Source organism: Citrobacter sp. Cpo090 (assembly GCF_030332665.1).
In the GTDB taxonomy this organism is placed as follows: Bacteria; Pseudomonadota; Gammaproteobacteria; order Enterobacterales; family Enterobacteriaceae; genus Citrobacter; species Citrobacter portucalensis.
Window position 1 is genome coordinate 404,786 of the sequence record NZ_JAOWHK010000030.1, and the last position, 17,894, is coordinate 422,679.

Below are 17,894 nucleotides of genomic sequence, written 5' to 3' on the forward strand. Positions count from 1 at the left end.
ATTATGAGGGGAATTGTTGCGGGATAAATGCGAAGAAATGCAGGCCCGTAGGTCGGATACAGCGTTTATGCTGCCATTCAGCCGCAATGCCCGATAGCGACGCGGGTGCGTCATATCGGGCTTACGGATATTCTACAGGTTCGGGCGTTAGTAGTAAGAGTGCTCGCCACGCTGGTGTTCGGTTAAATCGCGAACGCCTTTCAGTTCAGGGAATTCAGCCAGCAGCTGCTTCTCGATACCTTCTTTCAGCGTTACATCTACCATTGAACAGCCGTTACAGCCGCCGCCAAACTGCAGAATGGCGTAGCCTTCATCGGTGATCTCCATCAGGGAGACGCGACCACCGTGGCCTGCCAGCTGTGGGTTAATCTGCGATTGGAGCATGTACTCCACGCGTTCCATCAGCGGCGCATCATCGGCAACTTTACGCATTTTGGCGTTTGGTGCTTTCAGGGTCAGCTGGGAGCCTAACTGGTCGGTAACGAAATCGATTTCTGCATCTTCCAGATATGGTGCGCTCAGTTCATCAACATATGCGGTCAGCAGGTCAAATTTAATGGCGGTGTCGGTTGCTTCCACGGCGTCCGGCGGACAATAAGAAACGCCGCATTCAGCGTTAGGCGTGCCGGGATTAATCACAAATACGCGGATTTGTGTCCCTTCTTCCTGATTTGCCAGCAGTTTGGCAAAGTGCGCTTGTGCAGCATCGGAAATATGGATCATAGTAATGGCCTAATAGTTGACTATTTTACTTGGTTATAATACGCCCATCATCGAGGCTCTACAAGGTTCGACACAGGCACCATACCTGGACAGTCGCCGCGCCGTTGCGTAAAAGCAGCTGCGCGATTTCCGCGACGGTACTTCCGGTAGTGACGACATCATCCACAATAACCATATGGAGTCCCTGCACTGGCAATTCAAGGCGAAAGGCATTTTTCAGGTTACGTTTACGTAATCGTGCACTGAGATGGTGCTGTGTGGCGGTTGCCCGAATTCGTGAGATGGTCCGGCTGTCCCAGTCGCAACCCAGCCAGCGCGCCAGCGGACGGCACAATAAATCGCTCTGATTAAACCCTCTGCGCCAGTGTCGGCGTTGCCATAGCGGGACGCTGACCAGCCTGTCCGGTAGAGGAAGACCGCAGACACGCCGAGCTTGTAATACCTCCAGCAACAGCAAACGCGAAAGAGCTGAGGCTGTTTCGCTGCGTCGCGAAAACTTGAGCTGGTGGATAAGCCCGCTCAACGGTGGAGCATAGTCGCTGACGGTGACCAGTCGTTGCCATGGCGGTGGTTTTTGCAGGCAGCGCCCACAGGGAATGACGGTATGAGCGGCAGGGAGTCCACATTGAGGGCACAGGCTGACGTGTTGACGCGTTGCCCGCGTACAGACAGAGCATATCCCCCAATGCCCTAACGTCAGGGGCATTCGGCATAGCCAGCACAATCCCGGTACTGTTAGCATAGATGCATCCTTTCAGGCTAAAAGAGAACAATAACTGATGAATGACATCTGGTGGCAGACCCTGGGTTCGGGAAATTGCCATCTTGTGCTGCTGCACGGATGGGGACTGAATGCGCAAGTGTGGCATTGCATAAGCGAGGAACTGAGCTCGCATTTTACGCTGCATCTTGTCGACTTACCGGGATTTGGTCGTAGCCAGGGCTTCGGTGCAATGTCGCTGGAAGAAATGGCTGAGCGGGTATTGAAACAGGCACCGGAGAAAGCTATTTGGCTAGGCTGGAGTCTTGGTGGGCTGGTCGCGAGCCAGGTAGCGTTAACGCATCCTGAGCGTGTTCAGGCGCTGGTGACCGTCGCGTCTTCCCCTTGCTTTAGCGCGCGGGATGAGTGGCCGGGTATCAAGCCAGAAGTGCTGGCAGGCTTCCAGCAGCAGCTGAGTGAAGATTTCCAGCGTACTGTGGAGCGTTTTCTGGCGTTGCAAACGATGGGCACAGAAACTGCGCGTCAGGATGCGCGAGCGTTGAAGAAAACGGTGCTGGCTTTACCCATGCCGGACGTCGAGGTGCTCAATGGCGGGCTGGAGATTCTGAAAACGGTCGATCTGCGAGAACCGCTGTGCGCGGTGGAAATGCCTTTCCTGCGGTTGTACGGCTATCTTGACGGGCTGGTTCCGCGCAAAGTCGTCCCGATGCTGGATGCACTGTGGCCGCAGAGTGAGTCTTTGGTGTTTGCCAAAGCGGCGCATGCGCCGTTTATCTCGCATCCAGCCGAGTTTTGCGCAGCGCTGCTGGCGTTAAAACAGCGGCTATAAATCCGTTGCGTTGCCCGGTGGTGCCATGCTCGCCGGGCCTGAGATTAATGGCTACGCGTAGCCAGATCCCCAGCGGTCAGGCCAGTAATTCTGAAGATGGTCAGTGGGTCTATACCATCAGCTTGCATGGTTGATGCAATACGTAAGGCTTCCTCTCGTTTACCCTGTTGCAGACCCGTTTGTAACCCCTCTTGTAACCCCTCTTTTAACCCTTTCCTATGGCCTTCCTGAAGACCATTTAGATGCCCTTCCTGTCGTAATCTTTCGGCGATAGTCATCAACTTTTCCTTATGTTGGGGTAAACGTTCGGCGACTTCATGAAGAAACTCGCCAAAATGTGTGGTGTCACCGGCCTGAATTAAATAATTAAACAAGGCTTTCAACTGGTTGTCATTAGCGTGTCCTTTAACAAGCAGGATGGCCAGTTTTTCTACCAGTCCCATCAAATCGCGTTTACGAATATGCTTTTGGATGAGCTCCAAAAGCGCCATCCGGCGATGCTGCATAATCTCGTCATCAGGCATAACGGTGATATCGATCAGTGGAAACGGGGTGCTATAAAATTGTCTGGCGGACTCCGGGTCATCAAACTCGTCCAGCCAACAAAGTGAGTAGGGGTATGGGCTTGCTGTGCCATGATAAAAAAGCATGGGTATAACCAGCGGGAGTTTTTTGTGGCCCGCAGCTAAATGACGGTGCATTACCGCAATGGCATAACGCATAAGCCGAAATGCCATATGGCTATCAGCGGTGCTCTGATGCTCAATGATGGTGTAAATATAGCCATCGCCTTCGCATGTTTTTAACGACCACAGCACATCAGAGTAGTATGCGCGCAAATCGTCCTCAATAAAGCTGCCTGATTCCAGTTGCAGCGTTTTAAAATCGCATAGTTTTTGCAAAGAGGCTGGAAGATGGAGCTGAAGAAAGTCGCGTGCGGTTGCCGGGTGATTTAAGAACGTTTTGAAAATCGCGTCATGCGGTGTGGCAGTTGTGTCAGTGTTCATGGCGATCCGTCACCTGAGAAACAAGATGATGAGACTCTACTTCCCAGGTCACCAGTAATCATCCACGAATTAATAACGATGCGTGGCTGGCTGGAGGATAGATCTTTTTTGCTGAAACAGAGATCTCTTAGTGGAATCCATTACGCAAAAAAGCCGGATATCAGCGTAAACGCGTTATCCGGCTCGGGGGCTGGGGCTTTGTGTAGGCAGGATAAGCGTAGCGCCATCCGGCAAAGAGCATCTGATTAGCGTAAAGCCCACCACTCGCGCAGGCAGGCTTTACCTTCCGGGCAACTTTTGCAGCTTCCGGAAAGACACCCGTCGGCATCTTCCTGAATCCGCACCGCTTTGCCCATCTTTTCTAACTGATTCAGCATGGCGTCAATCATGGGCTGCGGGGTATGCAGCGTGTGGCTAATTTGTGTCGCCTCCATGCGCCCCCGCAAAGCCAATAAATCACGAACCTGAATAAGTGATGCCATTGTCGATAACCTTAGTGGCAATCGCCAGTCGTGCTGGAACAGCAGGAACTCGCCGTTCTGTTGGTTGCCAGCAATGCAAGGTCCACGCGGCTGCGAGCTCGACGCAGCAGGCCCAGCAACACGATGTTAAACAGGATGACTGCTAAAATGCACACCAGGCTATAGGTCGGGTGCTCTTTGTAGCTGACAGTCTGATAAAACAGTGTCGACAGAGAGTAGGCGATATTCAGGCCCCACAGAATTGAGAAGCTCATCCAGCCACGGCTGGATTCACGTGCGATAGCGCCCATCACGGAAATGCACGGTACATACAGCAGAACAAAAATCAGGTAGCTGTACGCGGCGGCGGCGCTGCCAAATTTTTCGCCCATCACGCCCATTGCGCCGGTAGCCATTTCACCATCGCCCTTGCTGGCTTCGATAGGGTTAGCCAGCACGCTCAGGCTGAAGGTGTCTTTCAGGCTTTGCCAGGTTTCATCTACCGCACCGAGAAGCTCGTCACCGAGGTGGAAATCTGCCGGGTTGAACTCTTCTTCCTGAATGTTTTCTGCGGTATAGAGCGTGTTCAGCGTACCGACAACCACTTCTTTCGCCATCGCGCCGGTGAACAGACCTACGGTTGCCTGCCAGTTATCTTCGTGAACGCCAATCGGCTTGAAGACTGGGGTAATGACGCGGCTAACGGAAGCCAGAGCAGAGTCGTTGATGTTGTCGACGATTTTTCCGCTCAGCGAGAAGCTGTTAAACGCGCTGAGGAAAATGCTGACGATGATGATGACTTTACCTGCACGCAGAACGAAGCCTTTCAGACGTTGCCAGGTTTGAATGATCAGACTCTTAATGTGCGGTACGTGGTATACCGGCAGCTCCATCACGAACGGCGTTGCTTCGCCACGCATGATGGTGTGTTTGAGCATCAGGCCGGTCAACACCGCCATAACAATACCCAGTACGTACAGTGAGAAGACCGCCAGTGCGCCGTTCTGACCAAAGAACGCGGCGGCAAAGACGGCGAAAATCGCCAGACGTGCGCCACAGGACATAAACGGTGCCATCATGATGGTCATCAGACGCTCACGCGGGGCGTCGAGTGTACGTGCGCCCATCACTGACGGTACGTTACAGCCAAAGCCGACGATCAGCGGGACAAATGATTTGCCCGGCAGTCCCAGCGCCTGCATTAGACGGTCCATCACAAATGCGGCGCGCGCCATGTAGCCGGAGTCTTCAAGGAAAGAGAGGAACAGGTACATCATGCCGATTTGCGGTACCAGCGGCAGCACGGTGTTAATCCCGCCGCCAAGGCCCTGGGCCAGGAAAATAGTCAGCCAGTCCGGGAAATGTAGCGTATAGCCAATCCACTGAATTCCATGGATAAAGAGCGCAACAGAGCCAACATCAAACAACGGCTGCAGCGCGCCGCCAATGTTGATGGCGAGCAGGAACATCAGGTACATCACGAACAGGAAAATCGGCAGACCGAGGAAGCGGTTGAGGATAATTTTATCTACTGCGGTGGTGAAACGGCTTGGTTCTGCCGTCAGGGTATTACTGACGGTATCGCAGATAGCGGCAATGCACTGGTAACGTGCATCGGCAATATGTAGCGCCGGGTCGTCCATTGTCTCGCTCAGGCGAGCGACCGCGGCATCAAGGTTTTGTGCTGCATCACCGGCGTAAGCACGGCTGTAGATATCGCCTTCCAGCATCTGCAGGCCCAGCCAGCGGCGCTGTTTCAGCGGCATATCTTTGGCCATCGCGTCGGCGAGGGAATCAGCTTCTTGCAGCAGCGGCTGGGCATAATGGACCAGCTCGACGGTGTCGTTTTCTTTGTAGCGATCGATCGCCAGCTTCAGTGCTTCAATGCCGCGGGCGCGGGTGGAGACCAGCGGAACCACCGGGCAGCCAAGACGAGCGGAGAGGGCGTCGATATCGATACGGATTTGCTGTTTCTCAGCAATATCCAGCATGTTCAGTGCGACGATGCAGGGAATACCCAGCTCAAGCAGTTGCAACGTCAGGTAGAGGTTGCGTTCAAGGTTTGAAGCATCGACCACGTTGATCAACAGATCCGCGTCGCCGCTTAAAATATAGTGGCAGGCGATCTGCTCATCGAGAGAGGTTTGGGATGAGATTGTCGTCAGAGAATAGGTGCCGGGTAAATCGACCAGCGTGACCTGATGGTCCGTCGTGGCGAAATGGCCTTCTTTACGCTCAACGGTAACGCCAGCCCAGTTGCCTACACGCTGGCGCGCGCCGGTGAGCTGGTTGAATAAAGTTGTCTTGCCGGAATTAGGATTACCAATTAAACCAATGGTTAGTTTTTTCATTTTTATAGACTCACTGTATTAACAGGAAACCGCTTCCACTTCTAATAACGCCAAATCCTTCTTACGCAATACCAGACTTACGCGACGCGTTTCGATATGGATAGGATCGCCGAGCGGGGCGACGCGTACCACGTTGAAGGAGGAGCCGGGTAGCATGCCAAGTGACAACAGTTTCTGACGATAAGCCGGGCTGATTTCACGAGCAAAACCGGTAATTTTCCACGCACTGTCAGGAGTGAATTGCATAGGGACCTACTTATATCTCGCTAACTGGATGATTACCTCATGGGGCGACAGGGCGGCATGAGACCAGATGATTAGCCAACGTAAGGAAAGAGTAAATAATCAACAAATCAATGATAATGAGAATGGTTTCTATCATCAATAGAATAAATGTGACGGAATGTACAATTGGATAATAATTTGAGCCAATTTTGATATTCCTCAATATTTATTCTGGTTGGGAACGAAGGATTTGTGGAAGTAATTATTGGGGATCTTAATGTTTAATTAAGGTTTCATCTGTTAATGAAGTGATAAATATATTGTGGTGCAAAGCGGAAAATAGATTAAATATGCCGGATGGCGACGCTTATGCGTCTTATCCGGCCTACAAATTAATTGTGTATGACAGGCCGGACAGGGCGTTTACACCACCATCCGGCACACGGTTTAAACTTAGCGTTTTTTACCCATTGCCGCCGCCAGCGCATCCATCATCGCGCTGTTGCCCGCAGGCTGTGCCTCACGGCCACGCGGTTTCGCCGCTTTTGGTGCCGGGCGATTGCCCTGAGTGCGATCGTTATTCCCGCCGCCGCGACGCGCATTAGTTTCACCCGGCTGCTCGTCCAGACGCATGGTCAGCGCGATACGCTTACGTTGCAGGTCCACTTCCAGCACTTTCACCTTCACAATGTCGCCAGCTTTCACCACGGTGTGTGGATCTTCGACAAACTTATTCGACAGCGAAGAGATATGCACCAGGCCATCCTGATGAACGCCGATATCAACAAACGCGCCGAAGTTGGTGACGTTGGTGACTGCCCCTTCCAGAATCATTCCCGGCAGCAGATCGTTCATGGTTTCTACACCATCGGCAAACTGCGCGGTTTTAAATTCAGGACGCGGATCGCGGCCCGGCTTTTCCAGCTCTTTGATGATGTCGGTGACGGTTGGTACCCCGAAGCGTTCGTCGGTAAAATCAGCGGCTTTCAGATTACGTAGTTCGCTGCTGTTACCCATCAGGTCACGCAATGATTGCTCGGTAGCGGCCAGAATGCGTTCCACAACCGGATAAGCTTCCGGGTGAACGGTAGAGGCATCCAGCGGGTTATCGCCGTGGTTGATACGCAGGAAGCCCGCGCACTGTTCAAAGGCTTTAGGCCCCAGACGGCTGACTTTTAGCAGTTGCTGACGGTTCTGGAATTGACCGTTCTCATCGCGCCAGGCAACGATATTTTGCGCCATCATGCGTGTCAGGCCGGCAACGCGGGTCAGCAGCGGTACGGAGGCGGTATTCAGATCGACGCCGACGGCGTTCACGCAGTCTTCCACCACCGCATCCAGCTTACGCGCCAACTGAGTCTGGCTTACGTCGTGCTGATACTGGCCCACGCCGATAGATTTCGGATCGATTTTCACCAGCTCAGCCAGCGGATCCTGCAGACGACGGGCGATAGACACCGCGCCACGCAGAGATACGTCGAGGTCCGGGAACTCCAGCGCCGCCAGTTCGGATGCGGAGTAAACCGACGCTCCGGCTTCACTGACGATCACTTTCTGTGCGGTCACTTGCGGGAACTGCTTCTGCACGTCGAGGAAGAAACGCTCGGTTTCGCGCGACGCTGTACCGTTACCAATCGCCACCAGTTCAACGTTGTGTTTTTCACACAGCGCCGCAACGGCAACGGCGGCTTTGGCGGCCTGACCGGTATGCGGATAAATGGTGTCGGTCGCGACCAGCTTACCGGTACCGTCAACCACAGCCACTTTCACACCGGTACGCAGACCAGGATCGAGGCCCATAGTGGCGCGCAGTCCGGCCGGAGCGGCCATCAGCAGGTCATGCAGGTTACGAGCAAAGACGTTAATTGCTTCGTCTTCCGCACGTTCGCGCACGGTACCCATCAGCTCGGTTTCAAGGTGCATCAGCACTTTGATGCGCCAGGTCCAGCTAACCACGCCTTTACGCCAGCTGTCGGCGGGGGCGTTGTTCAGGCGCAGTCCCAGGTGATCCTGGATAATCTGCTCGCCGTGGCTCTCTTTTGGTGGCTCATCGAATTGCGGATCGGCATTCAGTGAAAGTTGCAATACGCCTTCGTTACGACCACGGAACATGGCCAGCGCACGGTGGGATGGTACTGTAGAAATCGGCTCGTGGTGATCGAAGTAGTCGCGGAACTTAGCGCCTTCCTCTTCTTTACCGCTTACCACGGTGGCGACCAGGTGGGCGTTTTTCCACAGATAATCACGCACTTTCGCCAGCAGCGCGGCGTCTTCTGCGAATCGCTCCATCAGAATGTAGCGTGCGCCGTCGAGGGCGGCTTTGGTATCCGCCACGCCGTTTTCGGCGTTGAGATATTTTGCGGCTTCCGTTTCCGGGTCGTGGGATGGTTCGTTCCACAACAGGTCTGCCAGCGGCTCCAGTCCGGCCTCAATGGCGATCTGCCCACGGGTGCGGCGCTTAGGTTTGTACGGCAGATAGAGATCTTCGAGTTCGGTCTTACTTAACGTGCCGTTGATCGCTTTCGCCAGATCGTCGGTCAGTTTGCCTTGTTCGCCGATAGATTTCAGGATTGCCTGACGGCGGTCTTCCAGTTCACGCAGATATCCCAGACGGGTTTCCAGATTACGCAGTTGCGTATCGTCCAGACCGCCGGTGATTTCCTTACGATATCGTGCGATAAACGGCACGGTGTTCCCTTCGTCAAGCAGGCGAACGGCAGCTTCTACCTGTTCAGCACGAGCCTGAATTTCACCTGCGATAATGCGGCAGAAAGAATCATTCATCATGGATAGCTTCGTCTATAGGATAAAAAATCAGGGGATAGTTATACGGATTGACTGGCAAAAATGCCAGCCATCTACCGGGGCTTCGGATTGTTCCGGTCTCACTTCACGTATTCAATCTCGTTCACGTACCAGCTGGCTTCGCCACCTGGAGTGTTTACTACCGCGAGATCGCCGACCTCTTTTTTCAGCAGCGCCCGCGCCATCGGCGAGTCGATTGAGATGTAATCTTTACGACCGAAGATCTCATCGTAGCCAACAATACGGAATTTGCGGATGTCGCCATCGTCATTTTCAATCTCGACCCACGCGCCAAAGAAGACTTTGCCTTCCTGCTGCGGGGAGTAGTCGACGATTTTCAGATTCTCCATGCACTTGGTCAAATAACGGACGCGACGGTCGATCTCACGCAGGCGCTTTTTATTATACTGGTAGTCGGCATTTTCGCTGCGGTCACCCAGACTTGCGGCCCAGGTAACTTTTTTGGTGACTTCCGGGCGCTCTTCACGCCAGAGATAATTCAGCTCTTGTTTAAGTTTTTCATACCCTTCACGGGTTATCAGGGGCGTTTTCATCTTATTGTTTTACCTTCGACTCTGTGATGATGCGCACAATTAGTATTACGTGAGCATATCAACAGAATAAATAATGTATTGCGAGAAACATTGTATACTTAAGCTGCTGTTTAATATGCTTTGTAACAATTTAGCCTGGAATTCATACCAGAATTCGCTGGTGAGTCACGTTAGCTTTCTTAAGAATATACACTTAAATTGTTGCGAACCTTTGGGAGTAATAACAATGCAAGAGAACTATAAGATTCTGGTGGTCGATGACGACATGCGCTTGCGTGCGCTTCTGGAGCGTTATCTGACCGAGCAGGGCTTCCAGGTTCGAAGCGTCGCAAACGCTGAGCAGATGGATCGTCTGCTGACCCGTGAGTCCTTCCACCTGATGGTACTGGATTTAATGCTGCCGGGAGAAGATGGCCTGTCTATTTGCCGTCGCTTGCGCAGCCAGAGCAACCCAATGCCGATCATTATGGTCACAGCGAAGGGTGAAGAAGTTGACCGTATCGTAGGGCTGGAAATCGGCGCCGACGATTACATCCCGAAACCGTTTAACCCGCGTGAGCTGCTGGCACGTATTCGTGCTGTCCTGCGTCGTCAGGCGAATGAACTGCCGGGCGCACCTTCTCAGGAAGAAGCGGTTATCGCTTTTGGTAAGTTCAAACTGAACCTCGGTACGCGTGAAATGTTCCGCGAAGATGAGCCGATGCCGCTCACCAGCGGGGAATTTGCGGTACTGAAAGCGCTGGTAAGCCACCCGCGCGAGCCGCTGTCCCGCGACAAGCTGATGAACCTCGCCCGTGGTCGTGAATATTCTGCGATGGAACGTTCTATCGACGTTCAGATTTCCCGTCTGCGTCGTATGGTGGAAGAAGATCCGGCGCATCCACGCTACATTCAGACCGTATGGGGTCTGGGCTACGTCTTTGTTCCGGACGGTTCTAAAGCATGAGGCGAATGCGCTTCTCGCCACGAAGTTCGTTTGCCCGCACGTTATTGCTCATCGTCACCTTGCTGTTTGCCAGCCTGGTGACGACTTACCTGGTTGTGCTGAACTTCGCGATTCTGCCGAGCCTCCAGCAGTTTAATAAAGTCCTGGCGTACGAAGTTCGTATGCTGATGACCGATAAACTGCAACTGGAGGACGGTACGCAACTGGTGGTGCCGCCCGCATTCCGCCGGGAAATTTATCGTGAGCTGGGTATTTCCCTCTATTCCAACGAGGCCGCTGAAGAAGCCGGACTGCGTTGGGCGCAACACTATGAATTCTTAAGCCATCAGATGGCGCAGCAGTTGGGTGGCCCAACGGAAGTCCGCGTTGAGGTCAACAAAAGCTCGCCGGTCGTGTGGCTGAAAACCTGGCTGTCGCCCAATATCTGGGTACGCGTGCCGCTTACGGAAATTCATCAGGGCGATTTCTCACCGCTGTTCCGCTATACGCTGGCGATTATGCTACTGGCTATCGGTGGGGCGTGGCTGTTTATCCGTATCCAGAACCGACCATTGGTGGATCTTGAACATGCGGCGTTGCAGGTGGGGAAAGGTATCATTCCGCCGCCGTTGCGTGAGTATGGCGCCTCAGAGGTGCGCTCCGTAACCCGAGCCTTTAACCATATGGCCGCAGGTGTGAAGCAGCTGGCCGATGACCGTACGCTGTTAATGGCGGGCGTGAGCCACGATTTACGTACCCCGCTGACGCGTATTCGTCTGGCGACGGAAATGATGGGCGAAGAGGATGGTTATCTTGCGGAGTCCATCAATAAGGATATCGAAGAGTGTAACGCCATCATCGAGCAGTTTATCGATTACCTGCGTACCGGTCAGGAGATGCCAATGGAGATGGCGGATCTGAACTCGGTGCTGGGTGAAGTGGTTGCGGCAGAAAGCGGCTACGAACGTGAAATCGAAACTGCACTGCTGCCGGGCAGCATTCAGGTGAAGATGCACCCGCTGTCGATCAAGCGTGCGGTTGCCAATATGGTGGTTAACGCCGCCCGCTACGGCAACGGCTGGATTAAGGTCAGTAGCGGAATGGAGCAACATCGTGCCTGGTTTCAGGTAGAAGATGATGGTCCTGGCATCAAGCCGGAGCAGCGCAAGCACTTGTTCCAGCCGTTTGTCCGTGGCGACAGCGCGCGCAGTACCAGCGGCACGGGCCTGGGTCTGGCGATTGTGCAGCGTATTATTGATAACCATAACGGGATGCTGGAGATTGGTACCAGTGAACGTGGTGGGCTGTCGATTCGTGCATGGCTTCCGGTTCCCTTCACACGCGCGCCGGGCAATACGAAAGACGCATAACAAAGGGAGGCGAAATGCCTCCCTTTTTGTTGCTGTAGGCCGGATAAGGCGAAACCGCCATCCGGCACTTTTCGTTACAGCTTCGGTCCGGCGCTAACCAGCGCTTCACCTGCAGGGGTGTCGGTGTATTTCTCGAAGTTCTCGATAAACAGTTTCGCCAGTGCGTTGGCTTTTTCCTGCCACTGTTCCGGAGACGCGTAGGTATTACGCGGATCGAGAATGCGAGTGTCCACGCCCGGCAGCTCGGTCGGGATAGCCAGGTCAAACATCGGCAGACGGAACGTTTCCGCGTCATCCAGCGAACCGTTCAGGATGGCGTCGATAATCGCACGGGTATCTTTGATAGAGATACGCTTGCCGGTACCGTTCCAGCCAGTGTTAACCAGATACGCCTGCGCACCTGCCGCCTGCATACGTTTCACCAGCACTTCTGCGTACTGCGTAGGGTGCAGAGACAGGAACGCTGCGCCGAAGCAGGCAGAGAAGGTCGGGGTCGGTTCGGTGACGCCGCGTTCGGTACCGGCCAGTTTGGCGGTGAAGCCAGACAGGAAGTGGTACTGCGTTTGGTCTGCCGTCAGGCGAGAAACCGGCGGCAGTACGCCAAATGCGTCAGCAGTCAGGAAGATCACTTTGGTGGCGTGACCCGCTTTGGACACTGGCTTCACGATATTATCGATGTGATAAATCGGGTAGGAAACACGGGTGTTCTCAGTTTTTGAACCATCATCGAAATCGATGGAACCATCTTCGCGCACGGTGACGTTTTCCAGCAGCGCGTCACGACGGATCGCGTTGTAGATTTCCGGCTCGGCATCTTTAGACAGTTTGATGGTCTTCGCGTAGCAACCGCCTTCGAAGTTAAACACGCCGTCGTCATCCCAGCCGTGTTCGTCATCGCCAATCAGGCGACGTTTCGGGTCGGTGGACAGCGTGGTTTTACCGGTGCCGGACAGGCCAAAGAAGACTGCCACATCGCCTTTTTCCCCGACGTTTGCCGAGCAGTGCATGGAGGCAATGCCTTTCAGCGGCAGCAGGTAGTTCATCACGGAGAACATACCTTTTTTCATTTCGCCGCCGTACCAGGTGCCACCAATCAACTGGATACGTTCAGTCAGGTTGAAAGCCACAAAGTTTTCGGAGTTCAGACCCTGCTCTTTCCACTGCGGGTTGGTGCATTTAGCGCCGTTCATCACGATGAAATCAGGTTTGAAATCAACCAGCTCTTCGTCGCTTGGGCGGATGAACATGTTTTTGACAAAATGCGCCTGCCAGGCAACTTCGGTAATGAAGCGCACGGAAAGACGGGTATCGGCGTTAGCGCCGCAGAAAGCATCAATGATAAACAGGCGCTTGCCGGAAAGTTGCTGGGTGACTAATCCTTTCAGATGCTGCCAGGTTTCCGGGGAGAGCGGTTTGTTGTCGTTCTTACCTTTACCTTTGTCGGACCACCAGAGTGTGTCGCGCGTGGTGTCGTCACGGACAATGTACTTATCCTTTGGCGAACGTCCGGTAAAGATACCGGTATCAACGGCAACGGCGCCCAGATTCGTTAACACGCCACGTTCATAACCTTCCAGGTTTGGATCAAGTTCTTCCTGGAAAAGCGTGTCGTAGTCTGGATTGTAAACGATATCCTGAACGTCATTGATACCATAAGCCTTGAGATCTTGCGGGGTTAAACTGTTGTTCACACGCATTTCACTGCTCCTTAGCCAATATGTATTACCTGGAATAGTAAGGTTTTTTAGGGATTGTTAACCGCGACAAGGCTCATAGATTTACGCATCCGGGAAAATCACGGGCGACCGAATGCGCTGCGACTCCTGTCACAAAGAGGCAGATATTATGGCAGGAAACCCTTTTTTGTTGTGGAAAATGTTCTTAAAACGTTAATAGAGAGTGTTTTTGGCGGGAATCTTGTGAGTGTAATCGCATTCACGCAAGAAATGAACGTTGGTTATACATGAACAATATCGATTCACTTCCCGTCGTCGTGGTCCGAAATCGCTCTACTAATGCTCAAAATTGTGAAGTTGATGCGATAATTAGCTTTTCCCTTCATTCTGGATACTGACATGGATAGTGCTGAAATTTCACGTACGACGCGTTGGGGCATGATATTCATCGGCCTGTTGCAGGGGACATTATGCTATCTGCTGATGACATATCTGGTGCCCCATAACGACGGCTGGCTGTTCTATGGCATGCCTGCGACGATTGCGATCACCTCGGCACTTTTGCTTACTGTTGTTTCTTTCAAACAACGCTCACTGTGGTTCTGGATGGCGCTGATCTTTGTTGTGGTGCTGGCGATGAGCGTCTGGCTAAAGTGGCAAGTCGAGGACAGTGATAAGTGGCGGCAACATGATGTTTTTATGTTCTATGGTTGGCGCTTACTGCTGATGGCGATGCTTGCTTTGCCCTGGATTCAGTACTCCCTTCATGTCTCTCGTGAGCAGGCGCGTTACCCGCATTTTTATCGGCAATTGTGGCTTAATACGCTGACGTTGCTGATTGTCTTTCTCGCCAACGGTTTGTTCTGGCTGGTGCTCCTTCTATGGAGCGAGATGTTTAAGCTGGTCGGTATTCCCTTCTTCAGCACGCTCTTCTTTGATACCGACTGGTTTGGCTATGTAGCCTTTGGCCTGATTACCGCACTGGCAGTGGTACTGGCTCGTACGCAGTCGCGTCTGGTCACGGCGGTACAAAAATTACTGACGTTTATTGCCACCGGTCTGTTACCTCTGGTCGCGCTGTTGGCGCTGATGTTCATACTGACCTTACCCTTCACCGGGCTGGAGGCTATTTCGCAACGCGTGTCTGCGGCCGGGTTGATGTCAACGCTGACGCTGCTCCTGTTGCTGTTGATGGCTATCGTGCGTGAACCGCAAAAAGAGGCGCTACCCTATCCTGGCGCGTTACGCTACCTGATCAAATGCTCTCTGATTGTCGCGCCCATCTATATGCTGATTGCCGGTTGGTCACTGTGGGTGCGAATACAGCAGTACGGTTGGACGCCTGAGCGTTTGTATGGCGTGCTGGTGGTCGTGGTACTGCTGGTATGGTCGTTTGGCTATCTGGCCAGCATTTTGCGCCGCGGGCGCAATCCGCTTGAGCTTCAGGGGCCAGTCATTCTTGGCGTTTCGTTGCTGACGTTGGGGCTGTTGGTTCTGCTGTCGTCGCCGGTTATTGATGCCTGGCGTATTAGCGTTAACAGCCATATGGGGCTGTATCACAGCGGGAGAATTAAACCGGATCAGGTCAGCCTGTATATGTTGGATCACAGCGGAAAACCGGGGCGCGCAGCGTTGGAAGCATTACAAAAAGATGTGGCGTTTAATCAAGACAGTAAGCGCAGACGCGACTTGAGTTCTCTGCTGCAAGGGAGCCGGGATCCGGTTAAAGAGCTAACCGCAACACAGTTAGTATCGAAGGTTGTGATTGCTCCGGGGAGCCAGAAGCCAGACGATGCGTTCTGGACGTTTGTCAAAACACAGGGGTATCGCATCATCTCTTGCGCTGAGCAGAATGCGTGCGTACTGGTGAGTCAGGACCTCAATGCGGATGGTCATCCTGAGCAGGTGTTATATGCCTTTGGCGATGGGGAGAGTCTGGTCTTCGGCATGCAGAAAAACAAATGGGATTTGTTAGCTGTTGCCAGGCTACCTGAAGGATTCAATAAGGATAAATTGCTGCAGGCGGTGGCGAATCAGCAACTGGGCTCAGCCCCCAGAATCTGGCGGGATATCACTATTGATGGCAAAAGACTGCCGATGACTTATTACACCGAGTGAGTGTGTTGCCGACATCGTTATTGCTGGATGTCGGCGCGAACGCCTTATCAGGCCTACGGCTGTTTTTCCGTAGGCCTATCAGGCAAGACGGTGATTAATGCACCTGTGGATCGGCAGGGGAGGCGTTGCTACGGATCTCAGCAATATCCATGGCGTTAAACAGATAGTGGCTACCGCAGTAATCGCAGTGCATATCGATTTCGCCTTCTTCCGCCAGAATGCTGTCCACTTCTTCGTCCGGCAATGTTTTCAGTGCGCCTGCGCAGCGTTCGCGTGAACAGGTGCATTTGAACTCAACGTCCTGCGGATCGTAGAGAGTAACCTCTTCTTCGTGGTACAGGCGCCAAAGCACTTCGTTGGCCGGCAGCGTCAGCAGCTCTTCGGCCTTAATGGTTTCGGTCAGGGCTGTCAGGTGATCGAAATCATCTGCCTGTGCGTTTTGCGCCGGCATTACCTGCAGCAGCATTCCGCCAGCAGCGGGTTTGCCATCGACGTCGCCAGTGCGGATGAACAGGCGTGTCGGTAGCTGTTCGGAACGCATGAAGTAATCTTCCAGACACGCTGCCAGCGTGTCACCTTCCAGACCGACCACGCCCTGATAGCGCTCGCCTTCTTCCGGGGTAATGGTGATCACCAGGTAGCCGTTGCCCACCAGCGTTTTCAGATCGGCATCTTCAGGAATATCACCCTGCATGCGGGCCACGCCGCGCATCTGCTGATTGTTGTTGCCGTTGATGACGGCCAGGCTCAGCGGACCATCGCCCTGCAACTGCACAGTGATATCACCGGCAAATTTCAGCGTGGCGGTGAGCAGGCTGGTGGCAACCAGTAGCTCAGCCAGCACGTTTTTGACCGGCTGCGGGTAAGTATGATTTTCGAGGATCTGTTGCAGGGTTTCCGAAACGGTCACCAGTTCGCCGCGCACGGCAAAGTTTTCAAACAGATAACGATGTAATTGGTCATGTTGCGGCATAATCATCTCTCTTGCAGGTGACAGTCACTCGCTGTCGCCATGTTTAAATCGTAACAGGTCGCGACGCTCTTTTTTGTCCGGTCGCCTGTCCGGGTGCGGCATGGTTAACGCGTTAAGTTTACGCGCCAGCGCCACTTTTTCGCGTTTTTCCACGCTTTCCGCGGTTTCTTCGTACAGCGTAACGGCTTCCGTGGCCGGGCGACGCTGCTCGGTAATGGCCTTGATAATGACCGTTCGCTCGTCATTTCCCTGGCGCAGGGTGAGGGTGGCGTTCAGCTCGACAATCTTGCTCGGCTTGCTGCGCTGGCCGTTATAGTGCACCTTACCGCCTTCAACCATTTCGCGGGCTAGCGCACGCGTTTTGTAAAAGCGTGCAGCCCACAGCCATTTATCCAGCCTGACTTCAGCAGAGGGCTTTTCTTTCATGGCGTCTCCTTCACATTAGTGAGGGGATCAGTCGGCGGTAGTCATTCAGTGACGGATGGCGTGCGTACTGTTTTTCGGCGATGCCGGAGTCGGGATTGGTCACGCCGAGGCAGTAACGAATACCGTACAGAGCAGCGGCGTCGAGAATGGGTTCGCTGTCGTCAATAAACAGCGTCTTCTCTGCACTCATTCCCGTTTCTTCAGCCACAGCGTGCCATAACCGCTGATCCTCTTTGGGATAACCAAATGTGTGGGTGGAAAGTAATAAATCAAGGTGTGAGGCCAGACCGGTATGCTCAAGCTTCACCGCCAGATTATGCGGATGTGCGTTGGTGAGCAAAATACGGCGCTTGCCGCTGGCTTTTAAGGCATCAAGAAACGGTACGGTATCTTCACGCAAAACGGCGCGCGGTCCCTGTTCCGTTGTCATGGCGCAAATATCCAGATCCAGGCACTCGCTCCAGTAATCCAGGCAGTACCAGTTTAGCGTATGCTGCACGGCATGATACTGCTGACGAATATAGTCCTGAGCTTCCTGAGGAGAGATACCCTGCTTCGCGCCATAGGTTTCCGGCACCAGTTTTTGCCAGAAATAATTATCGAATGCCAGGTCGAGCAGCGTGCCGTCCATATCGAGTAATACGGTGTCGACATCCTGCCAGGCAATATTGATATGCATGGAAACTCCCCAGAAGAAAACATGATGCGCGACAGGGTAGCATATCCTGTC

At 53.4% G+C, this 17,894-nt stretch carries 16 protein-coding genes; 4 read left to right on the plus strand and 12 right to left on the minus strand.

Translation table 11 applies throughout. The features are described 5' to 3' along the window. Positions 1 to 147 precede the first annotated feature (147 nt). A complete protein-coding gene (gene nfuA / locus OGY83_RS14665; protein ID WP_003023509.1) occupies positions 148 to 723 on the minus strand; it encodes a Fe-S biogenesis protein NfuA in 576 nt (191 codons plus the stop codon). Between the two features lie 58 nt (positions 724 to 781). After that, entirely contained in the window at positions 782 to 1,465 is a 684-nt protein-coding gene (gene gntX / locus OGY83_RS14670) for a DNA utilization protein GntX (RefSeq protein WP_286636176.1), read from the minus strand. 37 nt (positions 1,466 to 1,502) lie between these two features. Here gntX and bioH point away from each other — a divergent pair, with 37 nt between their 5' ends. Beyond that, on the plus strand, positions 1,503 to 2,273 hold the full coding sequence (gene bioH, locus OGY83_RS14675) for a pimeloyl-ACP methyl ester esterase BioH (protein WP_286636178.1): 771 nt from the start codon (positions 1,503 to 1,505) through the stop codon (positions 2,271 to 2,273). A gap of 44 nt (positions 2,274 to 2,317) precedes the next feature. On the opposite strand, the gene OGY83_RS14680 is transcribed toward bioH, so the two are convergent. From OGY83_RS14680 to greB, 6 genes are all read right to left on the minus strand, one after another. Beyond that, entirely contained in the window at positions 2,318 to 3,280 is a 963-nt protein-coding gene (locus OGY83_RS14680) for an Rpn family recombination-promoting nuclease/putative transposase (RefSeq protein ID WP_191213803.1), read from the minus strand. Between the two features lie 245 nt (positions 3,281 to 3,525). Continuing rightward, positions 3,526 to 3,762 carry a [Fe-S]-dependent transcriptional repressor FeoC gene (feoC, locus tag OGY83_RS14685; RefSeq protein WP_003023516.1) on the minus strand — a complete coding sequence of 79 codons (237 nt, stop codon included), beginning with the start codon at positions 3,760 to 3,762 and terminating at the stop codon, positions 3,526 to 3,528. Between the two features lie 11 nt (positions 3,763 to 3,773). Further along, a complete protein-coding gene (gene feoB / locus OGY83_RS14690) occupies positions 3,774 to 6,092 on the minus strand; it encodes a Fe(2+) transporter permease subunit FeoB (protein WP_003827652.1) in 2,319 nt (772 codons plus the stop codon). A gap of 18 nt (positions 6,093 to 6,110) precedes the next feature. After that, positions 6,111 to 6,338, minus strand: coding sequence for a ferrous iron transporter A (gene feoA / locus OGY83_RS14695; RefSeq protein WP_003023519.1), 228 nt, complete (start codon positions 6,336 to 6,338; stop codon positions 6,111 to 6,113). 432 nt (positions 6,339 to 6,770) lie between these two features. Next, positions 6,771 to 9,104, minus strand: coding sequence for a Tex family protein (locus tag OGY83_RS14700; protein ID WP_191228066.1), 2,334 nt, complete (start codon positions 9,102 to 9,104; stop codon positions 6,771 to 6,773). A 98-nt stretch (positions 9,105 to 9,202) separates the two neighbouring features. Then, complete coding sequence (gene greB / locus OGY83_RS14705; RefSeq protein ID WP_003023524.1) at positions 9,203 to 9,676, minus strand: transcription elongation factor GreB; 474 nt, start codon at positions 9,674 to 9,676, stop codon at positions 9,203 to 9,205. 226 nt (positions 9,677 to 9,902) lie between these two features. On the opposite strand from greB, the gene ompR reads away from it, so the two are divergent. After that, a complete protein-coding gene (gene ompR, locus OGY83_RS14710; RefSeq protein ID WP_001157751.1) occupies positions 9,903 to 10,622 on the plus strand; it encodes an osmolarity response regulator transcription factor OmpR in 720 nt (239 codons plus the stop codon). Then, positions 10,619 to 11,971 (plus strand): two-component system sensor histidine kinase EnvZ, encoded by a 1,353-nt coding sequence (gene envZ, locus OGY83_RS14715; RefSeq protein ID WP_003827658.1) that lies wholly within the window; start codon positions 10,619 to 10,621, stop codon positions 11,969 to 11,971. The genes ompR and envZ overlap by 4 nt, the downstream gene beginning before the upstream one ends. Positions 11,972 to 12,045: 74 nt before the next feature. Here the strand turns inward: envZ and pckA are convergent, their stop codons facing one another. Continuing rightward, the gene (gene pckA / locus OGY83_RS14720) at positions 12,046 to 13,668 is read right to left on the minus strand and encodes a phosphoenolpyruvate carboxykinase (ATP) (RefSeq protein WP_003023529.1); all 1,623 of its coding nucleotides are present in this window, start codon (positions 13,666 to 13,668) and stop codon (positions 12,046 to 12,048) included. A gap of 378 nt (positions 13,669 to 14,046) precedes the next feature. Between pckA and OGY83_RS14725 the strand changes: the two genes are divergently transcribed. After that, complete coding sequence (locus OGY83_RS14725; RefSeq protein ID WP_286636180.1) at positions 14,047 to 15,765, plus strand: DUF4153 domain-containing protein; 1,719 nt, start codon at positions 14,047 to 14,049, stop codon at positions 15,763 to 15,765. 94 nt (positions 15,766 to 15,859) lie between these two features. Here the strand turns inward: OGY83_RS14725 and hslO are convergent, their stop codons facing one another. From hslO to yrfG, 3 genes are read right to left on the minus strand one after another with little or no spacing between them, the layout of a single operon-like run. After that, positions 15,860 to 16,738: an Hsp33 family molecular chaperone HslO gene (gene hslO, locus OGY83_RS14730; protein WP_003023531.1), complete on the minus strand. Its 879-nt coding sequence runs from the start codon at positions 16,736 to 16,738 to the stop codon at positions 15,860 to 15,862. A 24-nt stretch (positions 16,739 to 16,762) separates the two neighbouring features. Further along, on the minus strand, positions 16,763 to 17,164 hold the full coding sequence (hslR, locus tag OGY83_RS14735) for a ribosome-associated heat shock protein Hsp15 (RefSeq protein ID WP_016157639.1): 402 nt from the start codon (positions 17,162 to 17,164) through the stop codon (positions 16,763 to 16,765). Between the two features lie 10 nt (positions 17,165 to 17,174). After that, positions 17,175 to 17,843 (minus strand): GMP/IMP nucleotidase, encoded by a 669-nt coding sequence (gene yrfG, locus OGY83_RS14740; RefSeq protein WP_003023533.1) that lies wholly within the window; start codon positions 17,841 to 17,843, stop codon positions 17,175 to 17,177. Positions 17,844 to 17,894: the final 51 nt, after the last annotated feature.